We start from the raw sequence: 18,137 nt of genomic DNA, 5'->3' as shown, positions 1-18,137 counted from the left end.
TTGATGGAGCAATCGCGGGCCTAGCCCTTGGCTGGCGCCACGACCATCTCCACCTGCTCGCTCTTCTTGATCAGCGCGTACACCACCGCCGTCAGCAGGCTGCCGGCGACGATGGCCAGCAGGTACAACAGCGCATGGTTGATCGCGTTGGGGATCAGCAGCACGAACAACCCGCCATGGGGCGCCATCAGCTTGCAGCCAAAATACATCGACAAGGCCCCGGTCAGCGCGCCCCCGGCGATGCTCGCCGGAATCACCCGCAGCGGGTCCTTGGCGGCGAACGGGATCGCGCCCTCGGAGATGAAGCACAGGCCCAGCGCCAGCGCCGCCTTGCCGGCCTCGCGCTCACTCTGGGCGAACTTGCGCCGGGCCAGGAAGGTGGCGATGCCCAGGCCGATCGGCGGCACCATGCCGGCGGCCATGGTCGCGGCCATCGGCGCGTAGCTCGACGAGGCCAGCAGCCCCACCGAGAAGGCATAGGCGGCCTTGTTGATCGGCCCGCCAAGGTCGACGCACATCATGCCGCCGAGCAGCAGCCCGAGCAGGATGGCGTTGGTGGTGCCCATGCTGTCGAGGAAATGGGTCAGTCCCTCGAGCATGGCCGCCACGGGCTGGCCGACCACGTAGATCATCACCAGGCCGGTGAACAGGCTGGCCAGCAGCGGGATGATGAGGATCGGCTTGAGCGCGTCGAGGCTGCTGGGCAGGCGCACCCAGCGGGCGATGGCCTTGGCGCTGTAGCCCGCCAGGAAGCCAGCGACGATGCCGCCGATGAACCCCGCCCCGAGCGTGCTGGCCAACAGGCCGCCGATCATCCCGGGCGCCAGGCCCGGGCGGTCGGCAATGGACCAGGCGATATAGCCGGCAAGCAGCGGCACCATCAGCTTGAACGCCGCCTCGCCGCCGATCTGCATCAAGGCGGCGGGCAGCGTGCCGGGTTCCTTGTAGGCCTCGATGCCAAACACAAACGACAAGGCGATCAGCAAACCGCCGGCCACCACCATCGGCAGCATGAACGAAACCCCGGTCAACAGGTGCTTGTAGACACCGGTCTTCTCGGCCGGCGGCACTGCGCCGGTCGTTCCCGCCGCCTCCACCTTGCCCTCGGCCAGGGCCTTGTCCAGCGTGGCGCGGGCCTGCTTGAGGGCGATGCCGGTGCCGCAGCGGTAGATGCGCTTGCCGGCGAAGCGCGCAGCCGGTACTTCGATATCGGCGGCCAGCAACACCACATCGGCTGCGGCAATGGCCTCGGCCGGCAGCGGATTGCGCGCGCCGACCGAACCCTGGGTTTCCACGGTGAGCTGGTAGCCCATGGCCTGCGCCGCTTGTTGCAGGGCTTCGGCGGCCATGAAGGTGTGGGCCACGCCGGTCGGGCAGGCGGTCACAGCGACAATCTTCGGCGTACCATGCACCGGGGTTTGCGCTACCTGCACCTGGGCGCCCGCAGCGGCCTCGTCGAGGAAGCCTTCACGGTCGGCCAGGGCCTGGGCCGGCGTGCTCTGGTACAGGCGCTTGCCCGCAAAGCGCGCCAGGTCCAGCGGCCCGGTGCTGACCACCAGCACCCAGTCGGCCTCGGCGATCTGCGTTGGCGTCAGGCGCAGCTCCGGATGTTCGGCGTCATGCACCTCGACGCAGGTTTTCCAGCCCCGACGCTGGGCCGCGGCGGCCAACAGGCGGGCGCTGAGCACGCTGGACACCTGACCGTTGGGGCAGGCGGTGACAATGGCAATGTTCATCAGCAGCCCTCTTCTTGTTGTTCTGTAAGGCGCACGGCGGCTTCCAGACGCTCCAGTTGCTCACGGTCGTGAACGCCGAAGCCGACCTGGGTGACTGCCTGGGCGGCGATGGCGGTGGCGCGGCGCAAGGTAGCGGCGGGCGCTTCGGCCAGGAGCAGGCCATGGACCATGCCGGCAACCAGCGAATCACCGGCGCCGACGGTACTGGCGATGCGCACTTTCGACGGTTGCGCATGCAGCGCCAGGCCAGCGGCGAACCAGTTCACGCCCTGCTCGCCCTGGGACACCACCACATGCTCGACGCCAGTGGCGAGCAGCCGCCGTGCGGCCGCGCGTTGCTCGTCCGCAGCCTGCACCGGCAGCCCGAGGACTTCACCCAGCTCCTCGGTGTTGGGCTTGACCAGCCAGGGCGCGGCCTGCAGGCCTGCGCGCAAGGCTTCGCCGCTGCTGTCCAGGGCCACCTTCAGGCCCTGGGACTTGAGCATCAGCAGCAGCTCGCGCAACCACTCGGGGCTGATCCCCCGTGGCAGGCTCCCGGCCACCACCACGGCGTCATGCCCCGGGGCCACGAGTGCCAGACGTTGCAGCAAGGCGTCGCGGGCGGCCTCGTCGACCTGCGGCCCTGGCCCGTTGATATCGGTGACCTGGCCATCGGCCTCGACCAGCTTGATGTTGCTGCGGGTCTCGCCCGGGACGCGCACGAAGCAATCGGCGAACCCGCGCCAGGCAATCAGCGCCTCGAACGGCGCCAGGTTATCCTGCCCCAGGAAACCGCCGACAGTGACGCTGTGACCCAGGTCGGCCAGCACCTGGGCGACGTTCAGCCCCTTGCCGGCGGCATGGCTGTGCTGGGCCTGGCTGCGGTTGACCGCGCCGGGTCGCAGGCGGTCGAGGATGATGGTGATATCCAGCGCCGGGTTGAGGGTGAGGGTGAGGATCTTGGCCATCAAAAACGCTCCACCAGCGCCCGAACTGCCTCGGCGCTGTCTTGTTGCAGGGCCTCGCGCGCCAGGGCGCGGGCCGTCGAAAGGTCGGTCTGGCGCACCAGTGCCTTGACTTCAGGAATGCTGCGGGCGGCGACACTCAGTTCGTCCACCTCCAGGCCCAGCAGCACGGCGACCGCCTGCGGGTCGGCCGCCAGCTCGCCGCACACGCCCACCCACTTGCCCTGGGCATGGGCGGCGCGCACGGTCATGTCGATCAGGTTGAGCACTGCCGGGTGCAGGCCGTCGGCCTGTGCCGACAGGCTCGGGTGACCGCGGTCGATGGCCAAGGTGTACTGGGTGAGGTCGTTGGTACCGATACTGAAAAAGTCCACTTCACGGGCCAGCTGTGGCGCCAGCAAGGCGGCCGACGGCACTTCGACCATGATACCTACCTGCAAGTCGCCCACCGGAACCTCCTGGCGCAGGCGCTCGACCATGGCCTTGGCGGCGCGCCATTCATGGAGCTGGCCGACCATGGGGAACATGATGCGCAGCGGGCGGTTGTCCGCGGCACGCAGCAATGCGCGCAGCTGGTCCTCCATCACCTGCGGGCGTTGCAGGGTCAGGCGCACGCCGCGCACGCCGAGGAAGGGGTTTTCCTCAGCCGCGATCGGCCAGTACGGCAAGGGCTTGTCGCCCCCGACGTCGAGCGTGCGCACCACCAGTGGCCGTCCGTCCAGGCCATCGAGCACCCGACGGTACTCGGCTTCCTGGGCCGCCACATCGGGCAGTTGCGGGTGGGCCATGAAGATCAGCTCGGTGCGCAACAGGCCGATGCCTTCGGCACCTTGCTCCACCACCTTGTCGATGCCGTTGCTCTGGCCGATGTTGGCGAACACTTCGACGGCATGGCCGTCGCGCGTCCGCGCGGGCTCATGGCGGTTGGCCCAGGCGATCTGCAGCCGACGCTCGCGGGCATCACGCTCTGCCAGGGCTCGTTGCAACTCGGCCTCGGCTGGCGCAACCACGACCCGCCCGCGCTGACCATCGAGCAGCAGCGGCGTGCCGCTATCCAGCAACAACACGGCCGCCCCGGCCCCGACCACCGCCGGGATGCCCAGGGCGCGAGCGACGATGGCGCTGTGTGCGGTGGCGCCGCCCTGGGCGGTGACGATACCGGCGACCCGTGCCGGGTCCAGGCGCGCCACGTCCGAAGGGCCGACCTCGGCCATCACCAGCACATAGGGCTGCTCTGGCTCGGCGCTGTCCTTGACGCCGCACAGTTGCGCCAGCACCCGACGACCGATATCGCGCAGATCGGCGGCCCGCTCGGCCAGCAGCGCATCGTGCAGGGCCTCCTGCTGACGGGCAGCGGCTTCGATCACCGCCATCCATGCAGCTGCGGCGCTTTCGCCCTGGGCCAGGCGCAGCTCGACGTCGTCGGTCAGGGCCGGGTCGGCAAGCATTTCCTGATGGGTGACGAAAATTTCGCCGATGGCCTTGTCGCTGCGTTGCACCAGGGCCTGAAGATCGGCGTGCACTGTGTCGATGGCCTGGCGCAGCCTGGCCCGCTCCTGGGCGGGCGACTCGCCGCGCAGCGGGTAGTCGATATCGCGCTCGACGCAGACATGGGCCGGGCCACTGGCGATACCCGGCGCGGCCGCGACACCCTGCAGGGTGCTGCCGGGCGGCGGCGCCTGGAGGGTTTCGACCTGCGGCTGCTCCACTGCTGCCGCTTGCGGCAAGGGCTCGACCTCCTCGCCGAGGCCCTGCTCGATAGCCGCCAGCAACGCCGGCAAGGCATCGGCGGCAATACCGGGCTCGGCGATCAGCTCCAGGACCTGGCCACGGCGGGCGCCCAGACTGAGCAGCTTGCTCAGGCTCTTCACCGAAACGGCCGGCTGGGCGCTGTCGTGCAGCCGTATGCGGATCTCGCCCTCGAAACCCTTGGCCAGCTGCGCCAGTACCTTTGCAGGGCGAGCATGCAGGCCATGGGCGTTGGCCAATACTATCCGGGCGCTGGGCCAGTCGGCGGGCGCCTCGCCGCCGAGCACTTCGAGCACGGCGCGGCTGCTGGTGGCCTGGTAGAGCATCTGCCCACGGCCCTCGATCAATACCTCGCACAGGCGCTCGAGCAGGGCTTGATGCGCCGCTCCGAGGCTGGCCAGGCAGAACAGGCCATTGAGCGGTTGATCGCGGTAGCGCAACGGTTGCTGCGGGGTGACGAAGGCCAGCCCCGGTTGGCGCACCTCACGTTCGCTGTGCAGCCACCACAGGCCCTCGCCCAGCGGCAGCGGCTCGGTCTGCTGCAGCACGGCGGCAAAGCCGCTGTCGGCACAACCGGCGCGTTGCAACAGACGAGCGCCGCGCCAGGCCAGTTCGTCGAAGTCTTCCGCCGCCAGGTTGAGGCCGACCAGCTGGGCATCCAGCGCCAGCTCGCGTGGCGCCCCTTGCAGTAACTTGAGCAGTGCCTCGGCGCTGCCGGAGCGACGCAGCGCCTCGGCCAGGTCGGTTTCACCGAGGGCGCGGGTCAGCAGTTGCAGCAGGCGCAAATGTTCATCGGAGCGGGCGGCGATGCCGATGGCCAGGTAGACGATCTGGCCGTCGCCCCAGTCCACGCCGTCGGGAAACTGCAGCAGGCGTACGCCCGTGGCGAACACCAGCTCGCGGGTCTGCGGCGTGCCGTGGGGGATGGCGATGCCCTGGCCGAGGAAGGTCGAGCCTTGCGTCTCCCGGGCCTGCAGCCCCGCCAGGTAACCCTCGGCGACCAGACCATCGGCAACCAGTCGATCGGCCAGCAGCGCCAGTGCCTCGCCCTTGTCGGCGGCACGCTGGCCCATGGCAATCTGCTCAACGGCAAGCTCGAGCATGACCCTCTCCTTTTGCGGCAGCCCCGTCGGCTACCGAGGTATTGTTGTGGAATTCGACGGCAAAAGCCGCCGAAACGATCAGCACAACCGGCGAAGACTGATTTTCAGGCAGGAAAATTCGCCTTGCTGAAACGTTTAATCTGACCAAGCGGCCACGTTACTCGATAATCTGCCAACGAAAAAGCCCCATCCTGTCGGACAATTGCGACAATGGTCGTCTGCGCGCGGGCCCGTCGATGGGTGAAACTAGCCGGTCAAGCCCCGCAGGCAGTCCCGGAAACAACAAGGAAAATTCGGTGAAACTCAGCGATATCGCCCGTCTGGCCGGTGTGTCCGTGACCACCGCCAGCTACGTCATCAATGGCAAGGCCGAACAGCAGCGCATCAGCAGCAGCACCGTCGAGCGCGTGCGTGCGGTGGTCGAGGCCCACGGCTTCACCCCGAACCCCCAGGCCGCCGGCCTGCGCAGCCGCCACACCCGCACCCTGGGCTTCATTCTCCCGGATCTGGAGAACCCCAGCTACGCCCGCATTGCCAAGCAACTGGAGCAAGGCGCCCGTGCCCGTGGCTACCAGTTGCTGATCGCCAGCAGTGACGACCAGCCCGACAGCGAACGCCAGTTGCAGCAGCTGTTCCGTGCCCGGCGCTGCGACGCGCTGTTCGTCGCCAGTTGCCTGCCGCCGGAAGACGAGAGCTACCGCGAACTGCAGGCCAAGGGCCTGCCGGTGATCGCCATCGACCGGCGCCTGGACCCGGCGCACTTCTGCTCGGTGATCAGCGATGACCGCGACGCCAGCCGCCAGCTGGCCCAGAGCCTGTTGAAAACCCGCCCGCGCAGCATCGCCCTGATCGGCGCCCGCCCCGAGCTGTCGGTGAGCCAGGCCCGTGCCGGTGGTTTCGACGAAGCCCTGCAAGGTTTCGCCGGCCAAGTGCGCCGCTGCCAGGGCGAAGCCTTCAGCCGCGAGTGCGGCCAACGCCTGATGCAACAGCTGATCGATGAACTGGGTGGCCTGCCGGATGCATTGGTGACCACGTCCTACGTGCTGCTGCAAGGCGTGTTCGACACGCTTCAGGCGCGCCCCGAGGACTCACGCCAGCTGCAGTTGGGCACCTTCGGCGACAACCAGTTGCTCGACTTCCTGCCGCTGCCGGTAAACGCCATGGCCCAGCAGCACGGCCTGATTGCCGCCACCGCGCTGGAGCTGGCCCTGGCCGCCATCGAGGACAAGCGCTACGAGCCCGGCGTGCACGCCATCGGCCGCACCTTCAAGCAGCGGATCGCCAAGGCCTGAGCATGCGCCTGATCGACACCCACACCCACCTCGACTTCGCCGATTTCGACGCCGACCGCCCGCGCCTTCTGGCCAACGCGGCGGCGCGCGGGGTGGAGCGCATGGTGGTGCTGGGGGTGTACCAGGACAACTTCCAGCGAGTCTGGGACCTGGCCTGCGCCAACGAAGGCGTGTACGCGGCGCTGGGGCTGCACCCGATCTACCTCGAGCAGCACCTTCCTGAGCACCTGGCGCAGTTGCGCGACTGGCTCGAACGCCTGCGCGGCAACCCGCGGCTGTGCGCGGTGGGTGAGTTCGGCCTGGACTTCTACCTGCCCGAACTGGACCCGACGCGCCAGCAGGCGTTGTTCGAGGCCCAACTGCAACTGGCCTGCGACTTCGAGCTGCCGTCACTGCTGCATGTGCGCCGCAGCCACGCCCAGGTGATCGCCACGCTCAAGCGCTACAAGCCGGTGCGGGCGGGGATCATCCATGCCTTTGCCGGCAGCTACGAAGAGGCGCGGGAGTACATCAAGCTCGGCTTCAAGCTGGGATTGGGCGGCGCCGGCACCTGGCCCCAGGCATTGCGCCTGCGCAAGACCCTGCCGCGGTTGCCCCTGGACAGCGTGGTGCTGGAGACCGACGCGCCGGACATGGCGCCGGCGATGTTCCCGGGGCAGCGCAACAGCCCGGAATATTTACCAGAGATTGCACAGGCACTGGCTGAAGTAATAGGTGTCGATGTCGAGCAACTGGCGAAGACCAGCACCCACAATGCCTGCGCACTGTTCGGCTGGTAAATCACCGCTGTTCCAGCCTGCACTTTGGCAACACCCAGAAGCTACTTTTCTGTTTCCGACACCTCGACCGTCCAACTAGATTGATGCCCCGAACGCGCTTGGGTGAATCTTGCTCAAGTACGCCTACGAGCTGGTCACAAGGATATCGAGGTTGGCAATGGACCGTCTGAATGCAACTCCTCCACACCTGAACACCCAGAGCGATCTGGGACAAGCCCTGATTTCCATGTTCAAGTCAGTGGAAGCGGAAATGGTGCAAGAGCAAGCAGGGCCAGGCGCATTGAAAATCATCATATTCGGAGGGTGTGCTGTCCACCTCTATACTCATCATCGCGTTTCCGTGGATGTCGATGCCGAATGTTACGAGAACAGCCTCGCCGAGCCGTTCGACTTGCAAGCTCTACTCGCCGAAGTCCCTCAAGCCTTCTTCGATGCCCAATCCGGACGCATGCTGGAGTTGCACTACGACCTGCATTACACCACAACTTTCGGGCCGATCCACGAAGACTATCTGGAGCGCAGCCTGCCATTGGCAGAGTTCCCGGAAACCTCCCCCTTGCATATTCGTATCGCAGCGCCTGTCGACATCGCCATATCGAAGCTGGCCAGGGCAAGCGAACAAGACTTGAGTGACATTCACGCATTGCTCCGTTCGGGTCTCATCCTGACCACTGACTTACGGAGGCTGGCACTGGAGGCAATCGATGTGTATGTTGGGTCCAAGGAACCACCGACCACCGTACTGACCAATCTCTTGCAAGACTTCCTGGAGCCCGAAGATGGCGAAGCGTCTTGACGGCAACCTCTTCACATCCGCGCTGGACAAGCTGGCCAGATCTCCCTTGAATGAAGCGGATGACTCAACCCTTGTCCACGTAGCGCAGGCTGTCTGGTATTCGGATGTCGACCTGGTCAGCGCTGCGCGAGCGTTTCTGAGGTGTCATCCCGATGAACTTCAGGTCCGTCGAGTGGGTTACTTGTTGGAGAAATTGACGCGCTTCTCCTGTGCTTCGGTCCACCGTGTCATGGATACCCGCCACGCACTTGAGCTGTTTCCCCACGCCATGCCAATTGCCCAGTCACCGACCGCTGTACGCAAGCGCCGTGATGAACTGGCAGCATCCTGGGGGCTTGATGAAGGGCTCGGTTTGAAAGCGCAAGCCCTGCTGCCTTACCAGACCCGCCATTACGAAGCCAAGCAAACCAACTCCTGAAACCGCTGCTCCAACCATTCGAATCGCCTCGTCCATTCAGCCCCGCAACACTAGGGTCTGTACGAAATGTGTCTGCGCGAAGGCCAGACAAGGCGAAACGGGGGGAGGAACGGCCGGGGTCGCGCCCGACTGTACTGGAGTACATGAGCATTCCGAGCCCCGTTTCAACGCAGTATGGGCGAGTGCAGATACATTCCGTACAGAGCCTAGTCACTAGACCCGAAACGCCCCGATCAGCCGCTTGAGCTCCACCACCTGCGCCGACAATGCGCGGCTAGCATCTTCGGTCTGACAAGCGCCTTCGGTAGTGTCCTGCGCCGCACGGTTGATCGCCACGATGTTCTGGTCGATGTCGTGGGCCACGGCGGTCTGCTGTTCGACGGCGGCGGCGATCTGCTGGTTCTGCTCGACGATCCCACCGACCGCGCCAAGGATATTGCCCAGCGCCTGCTGCACCTGGCGCGCTTCGTCCACGGTGCCGGCGGCCATCTGGTGGCTGCTGCCCATCACCCGCACCGCCGCGCCCACGCCTTCGCGCAGGCGCTGGATCATCTGCGCAATCTCTTCGGTGGAGTCCTGGGTGCGCCTGGCCAGGGTGCGTACCTCATCGGCAACCACGGCAAACCCCCTGCCCTGCTCGCCGGCTCGGGCCGCTTCGATGGCGGCGTTGAGGGCCAGCAGGTTGGTCTGCTCGGCGATGCTACGGATCACTTCCAGCACTCGGCCGATGGCCTGGCTGTCCCCCGCCAGCTGGTTCACCGCCGCCACGCTCTGGTCAATCTCGCCAGCCAGGCGGGCGATGCTGCCCTGCTGGCTCGCCACCAGGTCGCGGCCCGAGGCACTCTCATGGTTGACCCGCTGCGCGCCTTCGGCGGCCAGGGCCGCGCTGCGGGCGACCTCCAGCGCGGTGGCGCTCATCTGGTTCATGGCCGTGGCCACCTGCTCGATCTGCTCGCGCTGGCCACTGACCGCCTGGTTGCTGCGGCTCGACACCGACAGCACCTGGCCGGCCTGTTCCTCGACCGTGGTCACGGTCTTGCCGACCTGCTCGATCAGCCCGCGAATGCGCCGCACGGTCTCGTTGAAACCACGCCCCAACTCGCCCAGCTCGTCTCGGCTGCTGGCCTGGAAGCTGATAGTCATGTCGCCTGCGGCCACCTTGTCCATGGCGGTGCCCAGGTTGCCGAGGGTTTCCCGGGTGGATACGTAGAAGCCGCTGTAGAGGTAGATGATCAATGCGAAGACGCTGGCCAAGGCCGCCACCAGCGCGACCGTGCGCAGGCGGTGCTGGCCGAGGCGCTCTTCCAGTTGCCCGTGCAGATGGGCCAGCACGGCATCGTTCAAGCGGTAGGTTTGCGCCATCAGGTCGCTGGTCTGCTGGTAGAAACCGGCCCACGGCGCGTCCAGGCTCTCGGCCACTACCACCTGGTCCTCGAACAGGGTCGCCGCCTGCTTGACGGTGGCCTGGCTGGCCTGGGCGCTGCTGGCGAGCGCAAGCTTGAGCCCGGCATCGGTTGCCAGGGCGTCATCCAGGCGAATGGCGTAATCGGCGGACAAGCGCTCCAGGCGCTGCAGCAGGTCTTCGAAACGCGCGCTGCCCGAGGAGTCCATGAAGCCGCGGCCCAGGGCCACCGCGCCCATTGCCCGCCCCTCACCGATGGCCTGGGTCACCTGGGCCGTGGCATTGCCGAGCAACTCGCTCAACTGACGCACCGAGGCCTGGCTGTCCTGGCTGAGGCCCGACTGGCTGGCCACCAGCTTGCCCAGCACCTGGGCCTGGGCCAGCAACTTGTCGAACAGCGCCGCCTTGTTCTGCAGCGAACTTTCGTCACGGGCACTGGCGAAGGCCTCGGCCAGCTCTGCACGCTTGGCCTCGAACGCAGGGTCGCTACCCTTGAGGCCATCGAGCCGGGCCTGAACCTTGTCCTGCAGCGCCGCGATACGGCTTTCCACATCGCCGGCCTGGCCCGACTGGCCCAGCACGGCGTTGATCTGCAGCAGGTTGCCGAGGGTCTCCAGGTCGCCGCGCAACGTCAGGCTCTCGGACAACGGCGCCAGCCCCTGCAATTCACCACGGGTGGCCTGGAGCTGGTTGTAGGCGTCGCGTACCAGATAAAAACTGGTGACCAGCATGGGCAGGAAGAACAGGACGCTGATCAGGCTGAACTTCATGCCGAAGCTCAGCCGGTTCATCAGTGCGATGGCCGGATAGAGCAGACGCTTCACAGGTCACCTCCTTGAATTCTTGTTGTTCTGCGGGGTAGCACTAGGCCATCCAGGGCCAGTGGCTTTGTATAGCGCAGATTGGAATCAAGGTTTGTAACTTATGGTTAAGCGCGATTCGGTAGGAGCGGCTTTAACCGCGATGCAGACACCGCGGAGCCTGGCACCCGCTTCGCGGGTGATCGCGGCTGAAGCCGCTCCTACAGGGAGGTGCTAGAAGTCTTTCAGACCAGCACGGTCCACAGGGCAAAGCAGGCATACCACAGCACCGCGCAGCGCAGCAGCAGATCCCACAGGCTGTCCAGCCGCTCCAGGCCGCGCTGGCGGTCCTCCTCCTCAGGGATGTCGTCGGCCACCCGACCAACCTTGGCCACCAGGTGTCCGGCGCTGATGTGCCAGTCGAGCAGTTCGTGCAGCATCACGCGGGTCACCGCGACGAAGTTGCCGACCAGGGCGAAACTCACCGTCATCACTCGTACCGGCAGCCAGTCCATGGCGTGGCGCAGTTGCCCGGCCAGGCTCTGCAAGGCCGGCTGGCGGCTGTTGTCCATGGTCAGCGCCAGCAGGCGGTAGGCCAGCGCCGCCGCCGGGCCGAGCAGGAAGTACCAGAAGATCACCGCGAAGAAGCTCTGGTAGGCCTGCCACAGCAGGTGGCCCTGAACCCGCTTGATCAAGCTCTGGGCGTCGTCGGCGGCCAGCCCCAGGTCGCGCTCGGCCACATGCAGCGCCGCCTGTTCGTCACCCCGGCGCCAGGCGTCGCGAAACGGCCCCAGCGCCGCCTTCACATCGCCGCGCCCCAGGCTGTAGACCAACACCAGCAAATGCACCGGCAGCGCCAGCAAGCCGTAGGCCACCGGCTCCAGCACATGCAAAAGCAGCACGAGCAGCGCCACCGGCGCCAGGATCAGGATGCTCAGCGTCCACCACGGGTGGACCTTGCCGCTGCGCTCCAGGCGCACCAGCTCGCCGAGGTAGAAACCGTCGCGCTGCAACCGCTGGCGCAGGGCCGAGAACTTCTCGACCCACAGCGCCAGCACCAACACCAGAAAACTCATGCCTTGTCCTCGTTGCGTTGCAGCGCGGCGCGGTAGCGCGGCCAGTCGAAGGCCGGGCCCGGGTCGGTCTTGCGCTGCGGAGCGATATCGTTGTGGCCACAGATGCGCTGGGCGTCGATCACCGGCCAAGCCGCGCGGATCTCGCGGGTCAGCCGCTCCAGGGTGGCATACTGGGCATCGGTGTAGGGCAGCTCGTCGGTGCCTTCCAGCTCGATGCCGATGGAAAAATCGTTGCAGCCCTCGCGCTCGCCGAAGCGCGACACGCCGGCATGCCAGGCACGGTCGAGCAACGAGACGAACTGGGTCACCGCGCCATCGCGCTCGACGAACAGGTGCGCCGAGACGGTCAGGTGGTTGATGGTCGCGAAATACGGGTGCTCGTCCGGGTCCAGGCGGTTCTGGAAGAACTGTTGCACCTTGCCGGTGCCGAAGCAGGCCGGAGGCAGGCTGATGTTGTGGATGACCAGCAGCGCAATGGCCTCACCTTCGGGGCGGGCGTTGAAGTTCGGCGAGGGGCAGTGGCTGACGCCGGTGAACCAGCCGGTCGCGCGGTCCAATTGCATGGTGCAGATCCTGAAATGACGCCCGAGACAGATGGTCAGTATGCCGTGGGCGGCCAGTGCTTGCATGTAAATGATTGTGTAGGAAGCTTCAGCTTTGCTGCGCCTGCAGCCCACCCAACTGCTCCAGCACCGCCTCCAGTGCCCGCTCGAACAGCAGGCCATTGTCCAACAGGCGTACCTCGCCACGACGCAGGGCCATGGCCAGGCCCATGCGGTTCCATTCGCGCACCTTCATGCCGGTGCGGTTGCTGAAGACCAGCCGGTCGTTGCTGTCGACACGCGCCACCAGCTTGCAGCGCAGCGCCTCGTCGTCGTCCATCACCTCGACCCAGGTGCCGACCTGCAACCGCTGTACCTGATGAACGGCAGGGTCATGCTCGTCGAGCGGCAGGCCAGCGTCCAACTCGGACTCATCACTGACGACCAGCACGATATCGTCCTCCACCCACACTTCGTCCAGCGCGGCATCCGCCTCCGGCGTGCCGCCACAGGCACGCTGATGCAGCTTCTCTAGTTGCAGGAAGAAATCACGGGTGGCGGCGGAGTCCAGCGCCACCCCCGCCAGACCATCGCGCAGCGCCTTGAGCAGGCCCGGCACCTGCTCCAAGAGGCGTTGTGGCTCACGGTACGGGGCAATGCTGACCAGCAGGTCGTCCACTGTCGCCAGGGCCTCGGCCCAGGCTGGCGAAGCCTCACCCTGCTTCAGCCAGGCCAGCAGCAGCACCTGGCTCCAGGATTGCACCAGCATCTGCACCACCACCTGCGGCAGCACCCGGCCATGCAGGCGGTCGTTCAGCTCCTGCTGCACACGCTGGCGGGCCAGCAGCGTACGGGCGCGGCCCTCCTCGGCGTCACGGGTGCGCTGCTCGAGCAGTTCGTTGCGCCGACGTTCATCCTGGCTGAACGCGAGAAACTCATCGAGCAGCTCGTCGAACAGGGCGCAATCGTCGGAAAAGTCATTGAGCAGGCGCTGCACGATACGTTCGACGCGCAGGTGCAAGCTGTCGCGCAGCCCCTCGGCCTCGGTCTCCCAGCCAATGGCCGCGGCGGCGATTTCGTTGAGCAGGCGGCGCGCCGGGTGGCTGCCACGGCTGAACATGCCCTTGTCGATCAGCGCCACCTTGAGCACAGGGATATGCAGGCGCACGATCAACGCGCGCAGGCTGGCCGGCAGGTTGTGGTCACCCTGGATGAAGGCGAACAGCAGGTCGACCAGATTGATCGTGTCTTCGTCGTCGGTGGCAATGCGCCGCCGCGTGCCGCTGCGCACGCTGACCCGCAACAGCAGTTGCTCCAGCTGCTGGCCAAGGTTGAAGTCATCCGGCTCGCCAGGGGCCGGCACATAGTGCTGCAAGTGGGTGAGCAGGCGCAGCAGGTCGCCGGTACTGGTCGGCTGGGCCGCGCCGGCCGCCTGCAAACGCGGCGTGACCCGCCCGCGCACCGGTGCCAGCAGCGCCTGCACCGAGGCGAAGAACGCCTGGCCAGCGGAGTCGGGCAGGCCGCCCGGCATGGCGCTGGCCGGCACGCGCCTGGCAATGCCGCGCCGGTCCTCGGCACGACGCCGTGGCGCGGGCAGCAGGTCCGGCAGCACGCCGGCACTGGCGAGCAACTGGCTGGCCTCGCCGTAGAGCAGGTCGAGGTCGCGCAGCACGTAGCGCTCGAATAATTTGACCAGCACCATCTTGACGCTGGCGCCGACGCCCAGGTTGCGCCCGGCATCCAGGAAGTAACCGCAGAGGTTGCCTGGGCCGAGTGGGTTGTGCGCGGTTTCCAGCGGCACTTCCAGCAACGTGGTGAAGCGCAGGTTCAGTTGATCGAGCAGAAACCCGTCACGCGACAGCACCCGATCGACCATGGCCTGCACGGCCACGGTTCGCTTCAGCGCCGACCTGTCCTGGGTCTGTGACCTGACCAGGGCCTCGAGCCCACCGCCCTGGCCGATACGCGCGAAGGCGTCGTAGAAGGTGTCGAGGAACCCGCGCTCGATACTCTTGCGCTTGAGGCGCAGATCACGCATGGCCTCGAAGTAGAGGTTCTGGTCGAGGCGGCCACTGGCCTTATCGGCCATTTCGAAGAGGGTGTCGTCGGCATTGTCGAACAGCGCCTGCAAGCCTTGGCGCAATTGCAGCGCAGCCTTGTCGCGCACTTGCAGGAGCAAGACCGGAAGGCATGGCGAGGGCGCACGCGCGCCCCGGTCGATGGCAGCCGCCAAGGGCACCACCTTGCCTTCATCATGCATCCCGGACTCCTTGGTGGATGTTGCGTTGTTCGATTGGAAGGGTGGTCGTCAAAGCTATGACGCCAATTACAAGGCGCTATTATCGGTGAAAATTCTGACAGCTGCTAGCACGCCTTTCGCACGCCTCAACGGACAATGCATTTGCACAATTGCTCAAACCGCCTGACCAAAGGTCATCGGCACGGCAGCTGTACACGCCGCCCCCCTGCCCTATAATCGCCGGCACCTAGCTTGTGGAGCCGACCATGCCGAACCTACGCCTCGCCGACCTGACCGCCGAAATCGAAGCCAACGTGCGCCGCGCGCTGCTCGAGGACATCGGCAGCGGCGACATCACCGCCCAGCTGATCCCAGCCGAGCGCCTGGCCAAGGCGACCATCATTACCCGCGAGGACTGCGTGATCGCCGGCACCGCATGGGTCGATGCGGTTTTCCGCCAACTCGATCCGCGGGTAGCGGTGCACTGGCAGGTTGCCGATGGCGAGCGCGCCACCGCCAACCAGGCCCTGTTCCACCTCGAAGGCCCGGCGCGCTCGCTGCTCAGTGGTGAACGCTCGGCATTGAATTTCCTGCAACTGCTCTCGGGCGTGGCAACCCGCGCACGCTTCCTGGCCGACCTGGTCGAGGGCACCCAGGTGCGCCTGCTCGATACCCGAAAGACCCTGCCGGGCCTGCGCCTGGCGCAGAAGTACGCGGTTACCTGCGGCGGCTGCCACAACCACCGCATCGGCCTGTATGACGCCTTCCTGATCAAGGAAAACCACATCGCCGCCAGTGGCGGCGTGGCCGAGGCAGTGGCGGCGGCGCACCGCATCGCCCCGGGCAAGCCGGTGGAGATCGAGGTGGAAAGCCTGGACGAGCTGCGCCAGGCGCTGGTGGCGGGCGCCGATATCGTCATGCTTGACGAACTGAGCCTGGATGAAATGCGCGAAGCGGTACGCATCACCGCGGGCAAGGCCAAGCTTGAGGCCAGCGGCGGGGTCAACGAAACCACCCTGCGAGTGATCGCCGACACCGGTGTGGACTACATCTCGATCGGTGCGATGACCAAGGATGTGAAGGCGGTGGACCTGTCGATGCGGCTCAGTCTGTGAGCTGAATCGCAGGTACAAAAAAACCGGCCAGATGGCCGGTTTTTTTATCGCCGGGCCAGCCCGCTCCCACGTTGTGTGCAGGAGCGGGCTGGCCCGCAAAGGCTGGATCAGTGCGCGGCGTTGGCCAGGCCGTCCAGGTAACGCTCGACGTCCAGGGCCGCCATGCAGCCGGCACCGGCGGAAGTGATGGCCTGGCGGTAGACGTGGTCGGCCACGTCGCCGGCGGCGAACACGCCCTCGACGTTGGTGGCGGTGGCGTTGCCTTCACGGCCGCCGTGGACCACCAGATAGCCGTCCTTGAGGGTCAGCTGGCCTTCGAACAGCGAGGTGTTCGGGGTGTGGCCGATGGCGATGAACACACCGTCGACCTTGATTTCGTCGAAGCTGCCGTCGTTGTTCTTCAGGCGCGCACCGGTCACGCCCATGTTGTCACCCAGCACTTCGTCCAGGGTGGCGTCGAGCTTGAGTTCGATCTTGCCTTCGGCGACACGGGCGTGCAGCTTGTCGATCAGGATCTTCTCGGCGCGGAAGGTGTCGCGACGGTGTACCAGGGTCACCTTGCTGGCGATGTTGGCCAGGTACAGCGCCTCTTCCACGGCGGTGTTGCCGCCGCCGACGACCGCCACCGGCTTGTTGCGGTAGAAGAAACCGTCGCAGGTGGCGCAGGCCGACACGCCCTTGCCCATGAAGGTTTCTTCCGACGGCAGGCCCAGGTAGCGGGCGCTGGCGCCAGTGGCAATGATCAGCGCATCGCAGGTGTAGGTGCCGCTGTCACCGCGCAGGGTGAACGGCTTGTTGGCCAGGTCGACGGCGTTGATGTGGTCGAAGACGATCTCGGTCTCGAAGCGCTCGGCGTGTTCCTGCATGCGCTGCATCAGGGCCGGGCCGGTCAGGCCGTGGGGGTCGCCCGGCCAGTTGTCGACTTCGGTGGTGGTGGTCAGCTGGCCGCCCGCCTGCATGCCGGTGATCAGCAGCGGCTTGAGGTTGGCGCGGGCGGCATACACCGCGGCGCTGTAACCGGCAGGGCCGGAACCGAGAATGATGACGCGCGAATGACGTACTTCGGACATGTCGAACTCCTGTCGAGCGGGCCGCACGGGGCCGGCGTCGGTGCGCCGGTTGCGCCAGCTGGAATTAAAAGGGACCCACGCAGCACTTGGGGAAGGCTACAACGCGTTGGTCCAAAACCAAAAAAGTTGAGCGCACTGTAGCGAGGCCGCAGAGATTAAGGAAATATCCTTCGACAATCCACCTTATAGACAGTCTCTATCCGCCGAGGAAACCGACAGGCATTATGCCAGCGCTTTGTTACACGCCGTTTCCCGAAGGCGCGGTGCCTTTCGTCGGCGCGCCAAACTCGGTAAGGTCAGCGCGTTTTCCTCAAGCGGAGCATTCCGATGCAAGCCCCCGTCCTGTCCGGCCCGCAGTACCTGCGCGAAGGCCTGAAACTGGTCCTGAGCCCCAGCCTGCGCCTGTTCGTGCTGTTGCCCCTGGCGGTCAACCTGCTGCTGTTCGGCGGCCTGATCTACTTTGCCGGCCACCAGTTCAGCCTGTGGGTCGATGCGCTGATGCCCACCCTGCCCGACTGGCTGGGTTTTCTCACCTACATCCTGTGGCCGCTGTTCGTCGCCCTGGTGCTGTTGATGGTGTTCTTCACCTTCACCCTGCTGGCCAACATTATCGCCGCGCCGTTCAACGGCTTCCTGGCGGAAAAGGTCGAAGTGGTGGTGCGCGGCCAGGACAACTTCCCACCCTTTAGCTGGGGCGAGCTGGTGGCCATGGTGCCACGCACCCTCAGCCGCGAGATGCGCAAGCTTGGCTACTTCCTGCCACGGGCCATCGGCCTGTTCATCCTGTCGTTCATCCCGGTGGTGAACGTGATCGCCGCGCCGCTGTGGCTGGTGTTCGGTATCTGGATGATGGCCATCCAGTACATCGACTACCCGGCGGACAACAACAAGATGAGCTGGCAGGACATGCTCGCCTGGCTGCGCGCCAAGCGCTGGCAATCGATGGGCTTTGGCGGGATCACCTACCTGGCGCTGATGATTCCGGGGGTCAACGTGCTGATGATGCCGGCGGCGGTGGCCGGGGCAACGTTGTTCTGGGTACGTGAACGCGGCTGAATGAACGCCATCGCGGGGCA

Annotated in this window: 14 protein-coding genes and 1 pseudogene; 6 read left to right on the top strand and 9 right to left on the bottom strand. The window is 66.1% G+C overall.

Annotated elements, in window-relative coordinates; translation table 11 throughout:
• Positions 1–20 precede the first annotated feature (20 nt).
• The 3 genes from LU688_RS04105 to ptsP are packed head-to-tail and all read right to left on the bottom strand — an operon-like array spanning position 21 to position 5,532.
• Positions 21–1,736, bottom strand: a complete 1,716-nt coding sequence (locus LU688_RS04105) for a PTS fructose-like transporter subunit IIB (RefSeq protein ID WP_094010257.1) — start codon at positions 1,734–1,736, stop codon at positions 21–23.
• Positions 1,736–2,683 (bottom strand): 1-phosphofructokinase, encoded by a 948-nt coding sequence (gene pfkB / locus LU688_RS04100; protein ID WP_094010258.1) that lies wholly within the window; start codon positions 2,681–2,683, stop codon positions 1,736–1,738. The genes LU688_RS04105 and pfkB overlap by 1 nt, the downstream gene beginning before the upstream one ends.
• Positions 2,683–5,532 carry a phosphoenolpyruvate--protein phosphotransferase gene (ptsP, locus tag LU688_RS04095; protein ID WP_094010259.1) on the bottom strand — a complete coding sequence of 950 codons (2,850 nt, stop codon included), beginning with the start codon at positions 5,530–5,532 and terminating at the stop codon, positions 2,683–2,685. The genes pfkB and ptsP overlap by 1 nt, the downstream gene beginning before the upstream one ends.
• A gap of 296 nt (positions 5,533–5,828) precedes the next feature.
• On the opposite strand from ptsP, the gene cra reads away from it, so the two are divergent.
• The 4 genes from cra to LU688_RS04075 all read left to right on the top strand — a co-directional run bounded on the left by cra (position 5,829) and on the right by LU688_RS04075 (position 8,817).
• On the top strand, positions 5,829–6,824 hold the full coding sequence (gene cra / locus LU688_RS04090) for a catabolite repressor/activator (RefSeq protein WP_094010260.1): 996 nt from the start codon (positions 5,829–5,831) through the stop codon (positions 6,822–6,824).
• Between the two features lie 2 nt (positions 6,825–6,826).
• Positions 6,827–7,603: a TatD family hydrolase gene (locus tag LU688_RS04085; protein WP_094010261.1), complete on the top strand. Its 777-nt coding sequence runs from the start codon at positions 6,827–6,829 to the stop codon at positions 7,601–7,603.
• Positions 7,604–7,760: 157 nt separating this feature from the next.
• Positions 7,761–8,399, top strand: coding sequence for a DUF6036 family nucleotidyltransferase (locus LU688_RS04080; protein WP_232888038.1), 639 nt, complete (start codon positions 7,761–7,763; stop codon positions 8,397–8,399).
• Positions 8,383–8,817 carry a hypothetical protein gene (locus LU688_RS04075; protein ID WP_094010262.1) on the top strand — a complete coding sequence of 145 codons (435 nt, stop codon included), beginning with the start codon at positions 8,383–8,385 and terminating at the stop codon, positions 8,815–8,817. The genes LU688_RS04080 and LU688_RS04075 overlap by 17 nt, the downstream gene beginning before the upstream one ends.
• 213 nt (positions 8,818–9,030) lie before the next feature.
• Here the strand turns inward: LU688_RS04075 and LU688_RS27870 are convergent, their stop codons facing one another.
• The 5 genes and pseudogenes from LU688_RS27870 to LU688_RS04055 form a co-directional block, all read right to left on the bottom strand.
• Positions 9,031–9,735, bottom strand: coding sequence for a methyl-accepting chemotaxis protein (locus LU688_RS27870; RefSeq protein WP_376752406.1), 705 nt, complete (start codon positions 9,733–9,735; stop codon positions 9,031–9,033).
• A gap of 153 nt (positions 9,736–9,888) precedes the next feature.
• Positions 9,889–10,179: pseudogene (locus LU688_RS27865) on the bottom strand (HAMP domain-containing protein); the annotation flags it as partial.
• A 1,085-nt stretch (positions 10,180–11,264) separates the two neighbouring features.
• The gene (gene ampE, locus LU688_RS04065) at positions 11,265–12,095 is read right to left on the bottom strand and encodes a regulatory signaling modulator protein AmpE (protein ID WP_094010264.1); all 831 of its coding nucleotides are present in this window, start codon (positions 12,093–12,095) and stop codon (positions 11,265–11,267) included.
• On the bottom strand, positions 12,092–12,658 hold the full coding sequence (gene ampD, locus LU688_RS04060; RefSeq protein WP_038707380.1) for a 1,6-anhydro-N-acetylmuramyl-L-alanine amidase AmpD: 567 nt from the start codon (positions 12,656–12,658) through the stop codon (positions 12,092–12,094). The genes ampE and ampD overlap by 4 nt, the downstream gene beginning before the upstream one ends.
• A gap of 88 nt (positions 12,659–12,746) precedes the next feature.
• The gene (locus tag LU688_RS04055) at positions 12,747–14,897 is read right to left on the bottom strand and encodes a DUF1631 domain-containing protein (RefSeq protein ID WP_038707379.1); all 2,151 of its coding nucleotides are present in this window, start codon (positions 14,895–14,897) and stop codon (positions 12,747–12,749) included.
• A gap of 245 nt (positions 14,898–15,142) precedes the next feature.
• Here LU688_RS04055 and nadC point away from each other — a divergent pair, with 245 nt between their 5' ends.
• Positions 15,143–15,991: a carboxylating nicotinate-nucleotide diphosphorylase gene (gene nadC / locus LU688_RS04050; RefSeq protein WP_094010265.1), complete on the top strand. Its 849-nt coding sequence runs from the start codon at positions 15,143–15,145 to the stop codon at positions 15,989–15,991.
• A gap of 107 nt (positions 15,992–16,098) precedes the next feature.
• Here nadC and trxB read toward each other — a convergent pair whose 3' ends face one another.
• Positions 16,099–17,061, bottom strand: a complete 963-nt coding sequence (gene trxB / locus LU688_RS04045; RefSeq protein WP_038707377.1) for a thioredoxin-disulfide reductase — start codon at positions 17,059–17,061, stop codon at positions 16,099–16,101.
• Positions 17,062–17,388: 327 nt separating this feature from the next.
• Between trxB and cysZ the strand changes: the two genes are divergently transcribed.
• Entirely contained in the window at positions 17,389–18,117 is a 729-nt protein-coding gene (cysZ, locus tag LU688_RS04040) for a sulfate transporter CysZ (protein ID WP_038707376.1), read from the top strand.
• The last annotated feature ends 20 nt before the right edge of the window (positions 18,118–18,137 follow it).

Source organism: Pseudomonas soli, assembly GCF_021283165.2.
In the GTDB taxonomy this organism is placed as follows: domain Bacteria; phylum Pseudomonadota; class Gammaproteobacteria; order Pseudomonadales; family Pseudomonadaceae; genus Aquipseudomonas; species Aquipseudomonas soli.
Note: the sequence above shows the minus strand (reverse complement) of the source record. Positions and strands in the feature narration are given on the sequence as shown.

What these genes read in the sequence shown, in the direction of transcription:
- LU688_RS04105 (WP_094010257.1), bottom strand. Translation starts at nt 1,736, where the DNA reads ATGAACATTGCCATTGTCACCGCCTGCCCCAACGGTCAGGTGTCCAGC.
- pfkB (WP_094010258.1), bottom strand. Translation starts at nt 2,683, where the DNA reads ATGGCCAAGATCCTCACCCTCACCCTCAACCCGGCGCTGGATATCACC.
- ptsP (WP_094010259.1), bottom strand. Translation starts at nt 5,532, where the DNA reads ATGCTCGAGCTTGCCGTTGAGCAGATTGCCATGGGCCAGCGTGCCGCC.
- LU688_RS04085 (WP_094010261.1), top strand. Translation starts at nt 6,827, where the DNA reads ATGCGCCTGATCGACACCCACACCCACCTCGACTTCGCCGATTTCGAC.
- LU688_RS04080 (WP_232888038.1), top strand. Translation starts at nt 7,761, where the DNA reads ATGGACCGTCTGAATGCAACTCCTCCACACCTGAACACCCAGAGCGAT.
- LU688_RS04075 (WP_094010262.1), top strand. Translation starts at nt 8,383, where the DNA reads ATGGCGAAGCGTCTTGACGGCAACCTCTTCACATCCGCGCTGGACAAG.
- LU688_RS27870 (WP_376752406.1), bottom strand. Translation starts at nt 9,735, where the DNA reads ATGAGCGCCACCGCGCTGGAGGTCGCCCGCAGCGCGGCCCTGGCCGCC.
- ampE (WP_094010264.1), bottom strand. Translation starts at nt 12,095, where the DNA reads ATGAGTTTTCTGGTGTTGGTGCTGGCGCTGTGGGTCGAGAAGTTCTCG.
- ampD (WP_038707380.1), bottom strand. Translation starts at nt 12,658, where the DNA reads ATGCAATTGGACCGCGCGACCGGCTGGTTCACCGGCGTCAGCCACTGC.
- LU688_RS04055 (WP_038707379.1), bottom strand. Translation starts at nt 14,897, where the DNA reads ATGCATGATGAAGGCAAGGTGGTGCCCTTGGCGGCTGCCATCGACCGG.
- nadC (WP_094010265.1), top strand. Translation starts at nt 15,143, where the DNA reads ATGCCGAACCTACGCCTCGCCGACCTGACCGCCGAAATCGAAGCCAAC.
- trxB (WP_038707377.1), bottom strand. Translation starts at nt 17,061, where the DNA reads ATGTCCGAAGTACGTCATTCGCGCGTCATCATTCTCGGTTCCGGCCCT.
- cysZ (WP_038707376.1), top strand. Translation starts at nt 17,389, where the DNA reads ATGCAAGCCCCCGTCCTGTCCGGCCCGCAGTACCTGCGCGAAGGCCTG.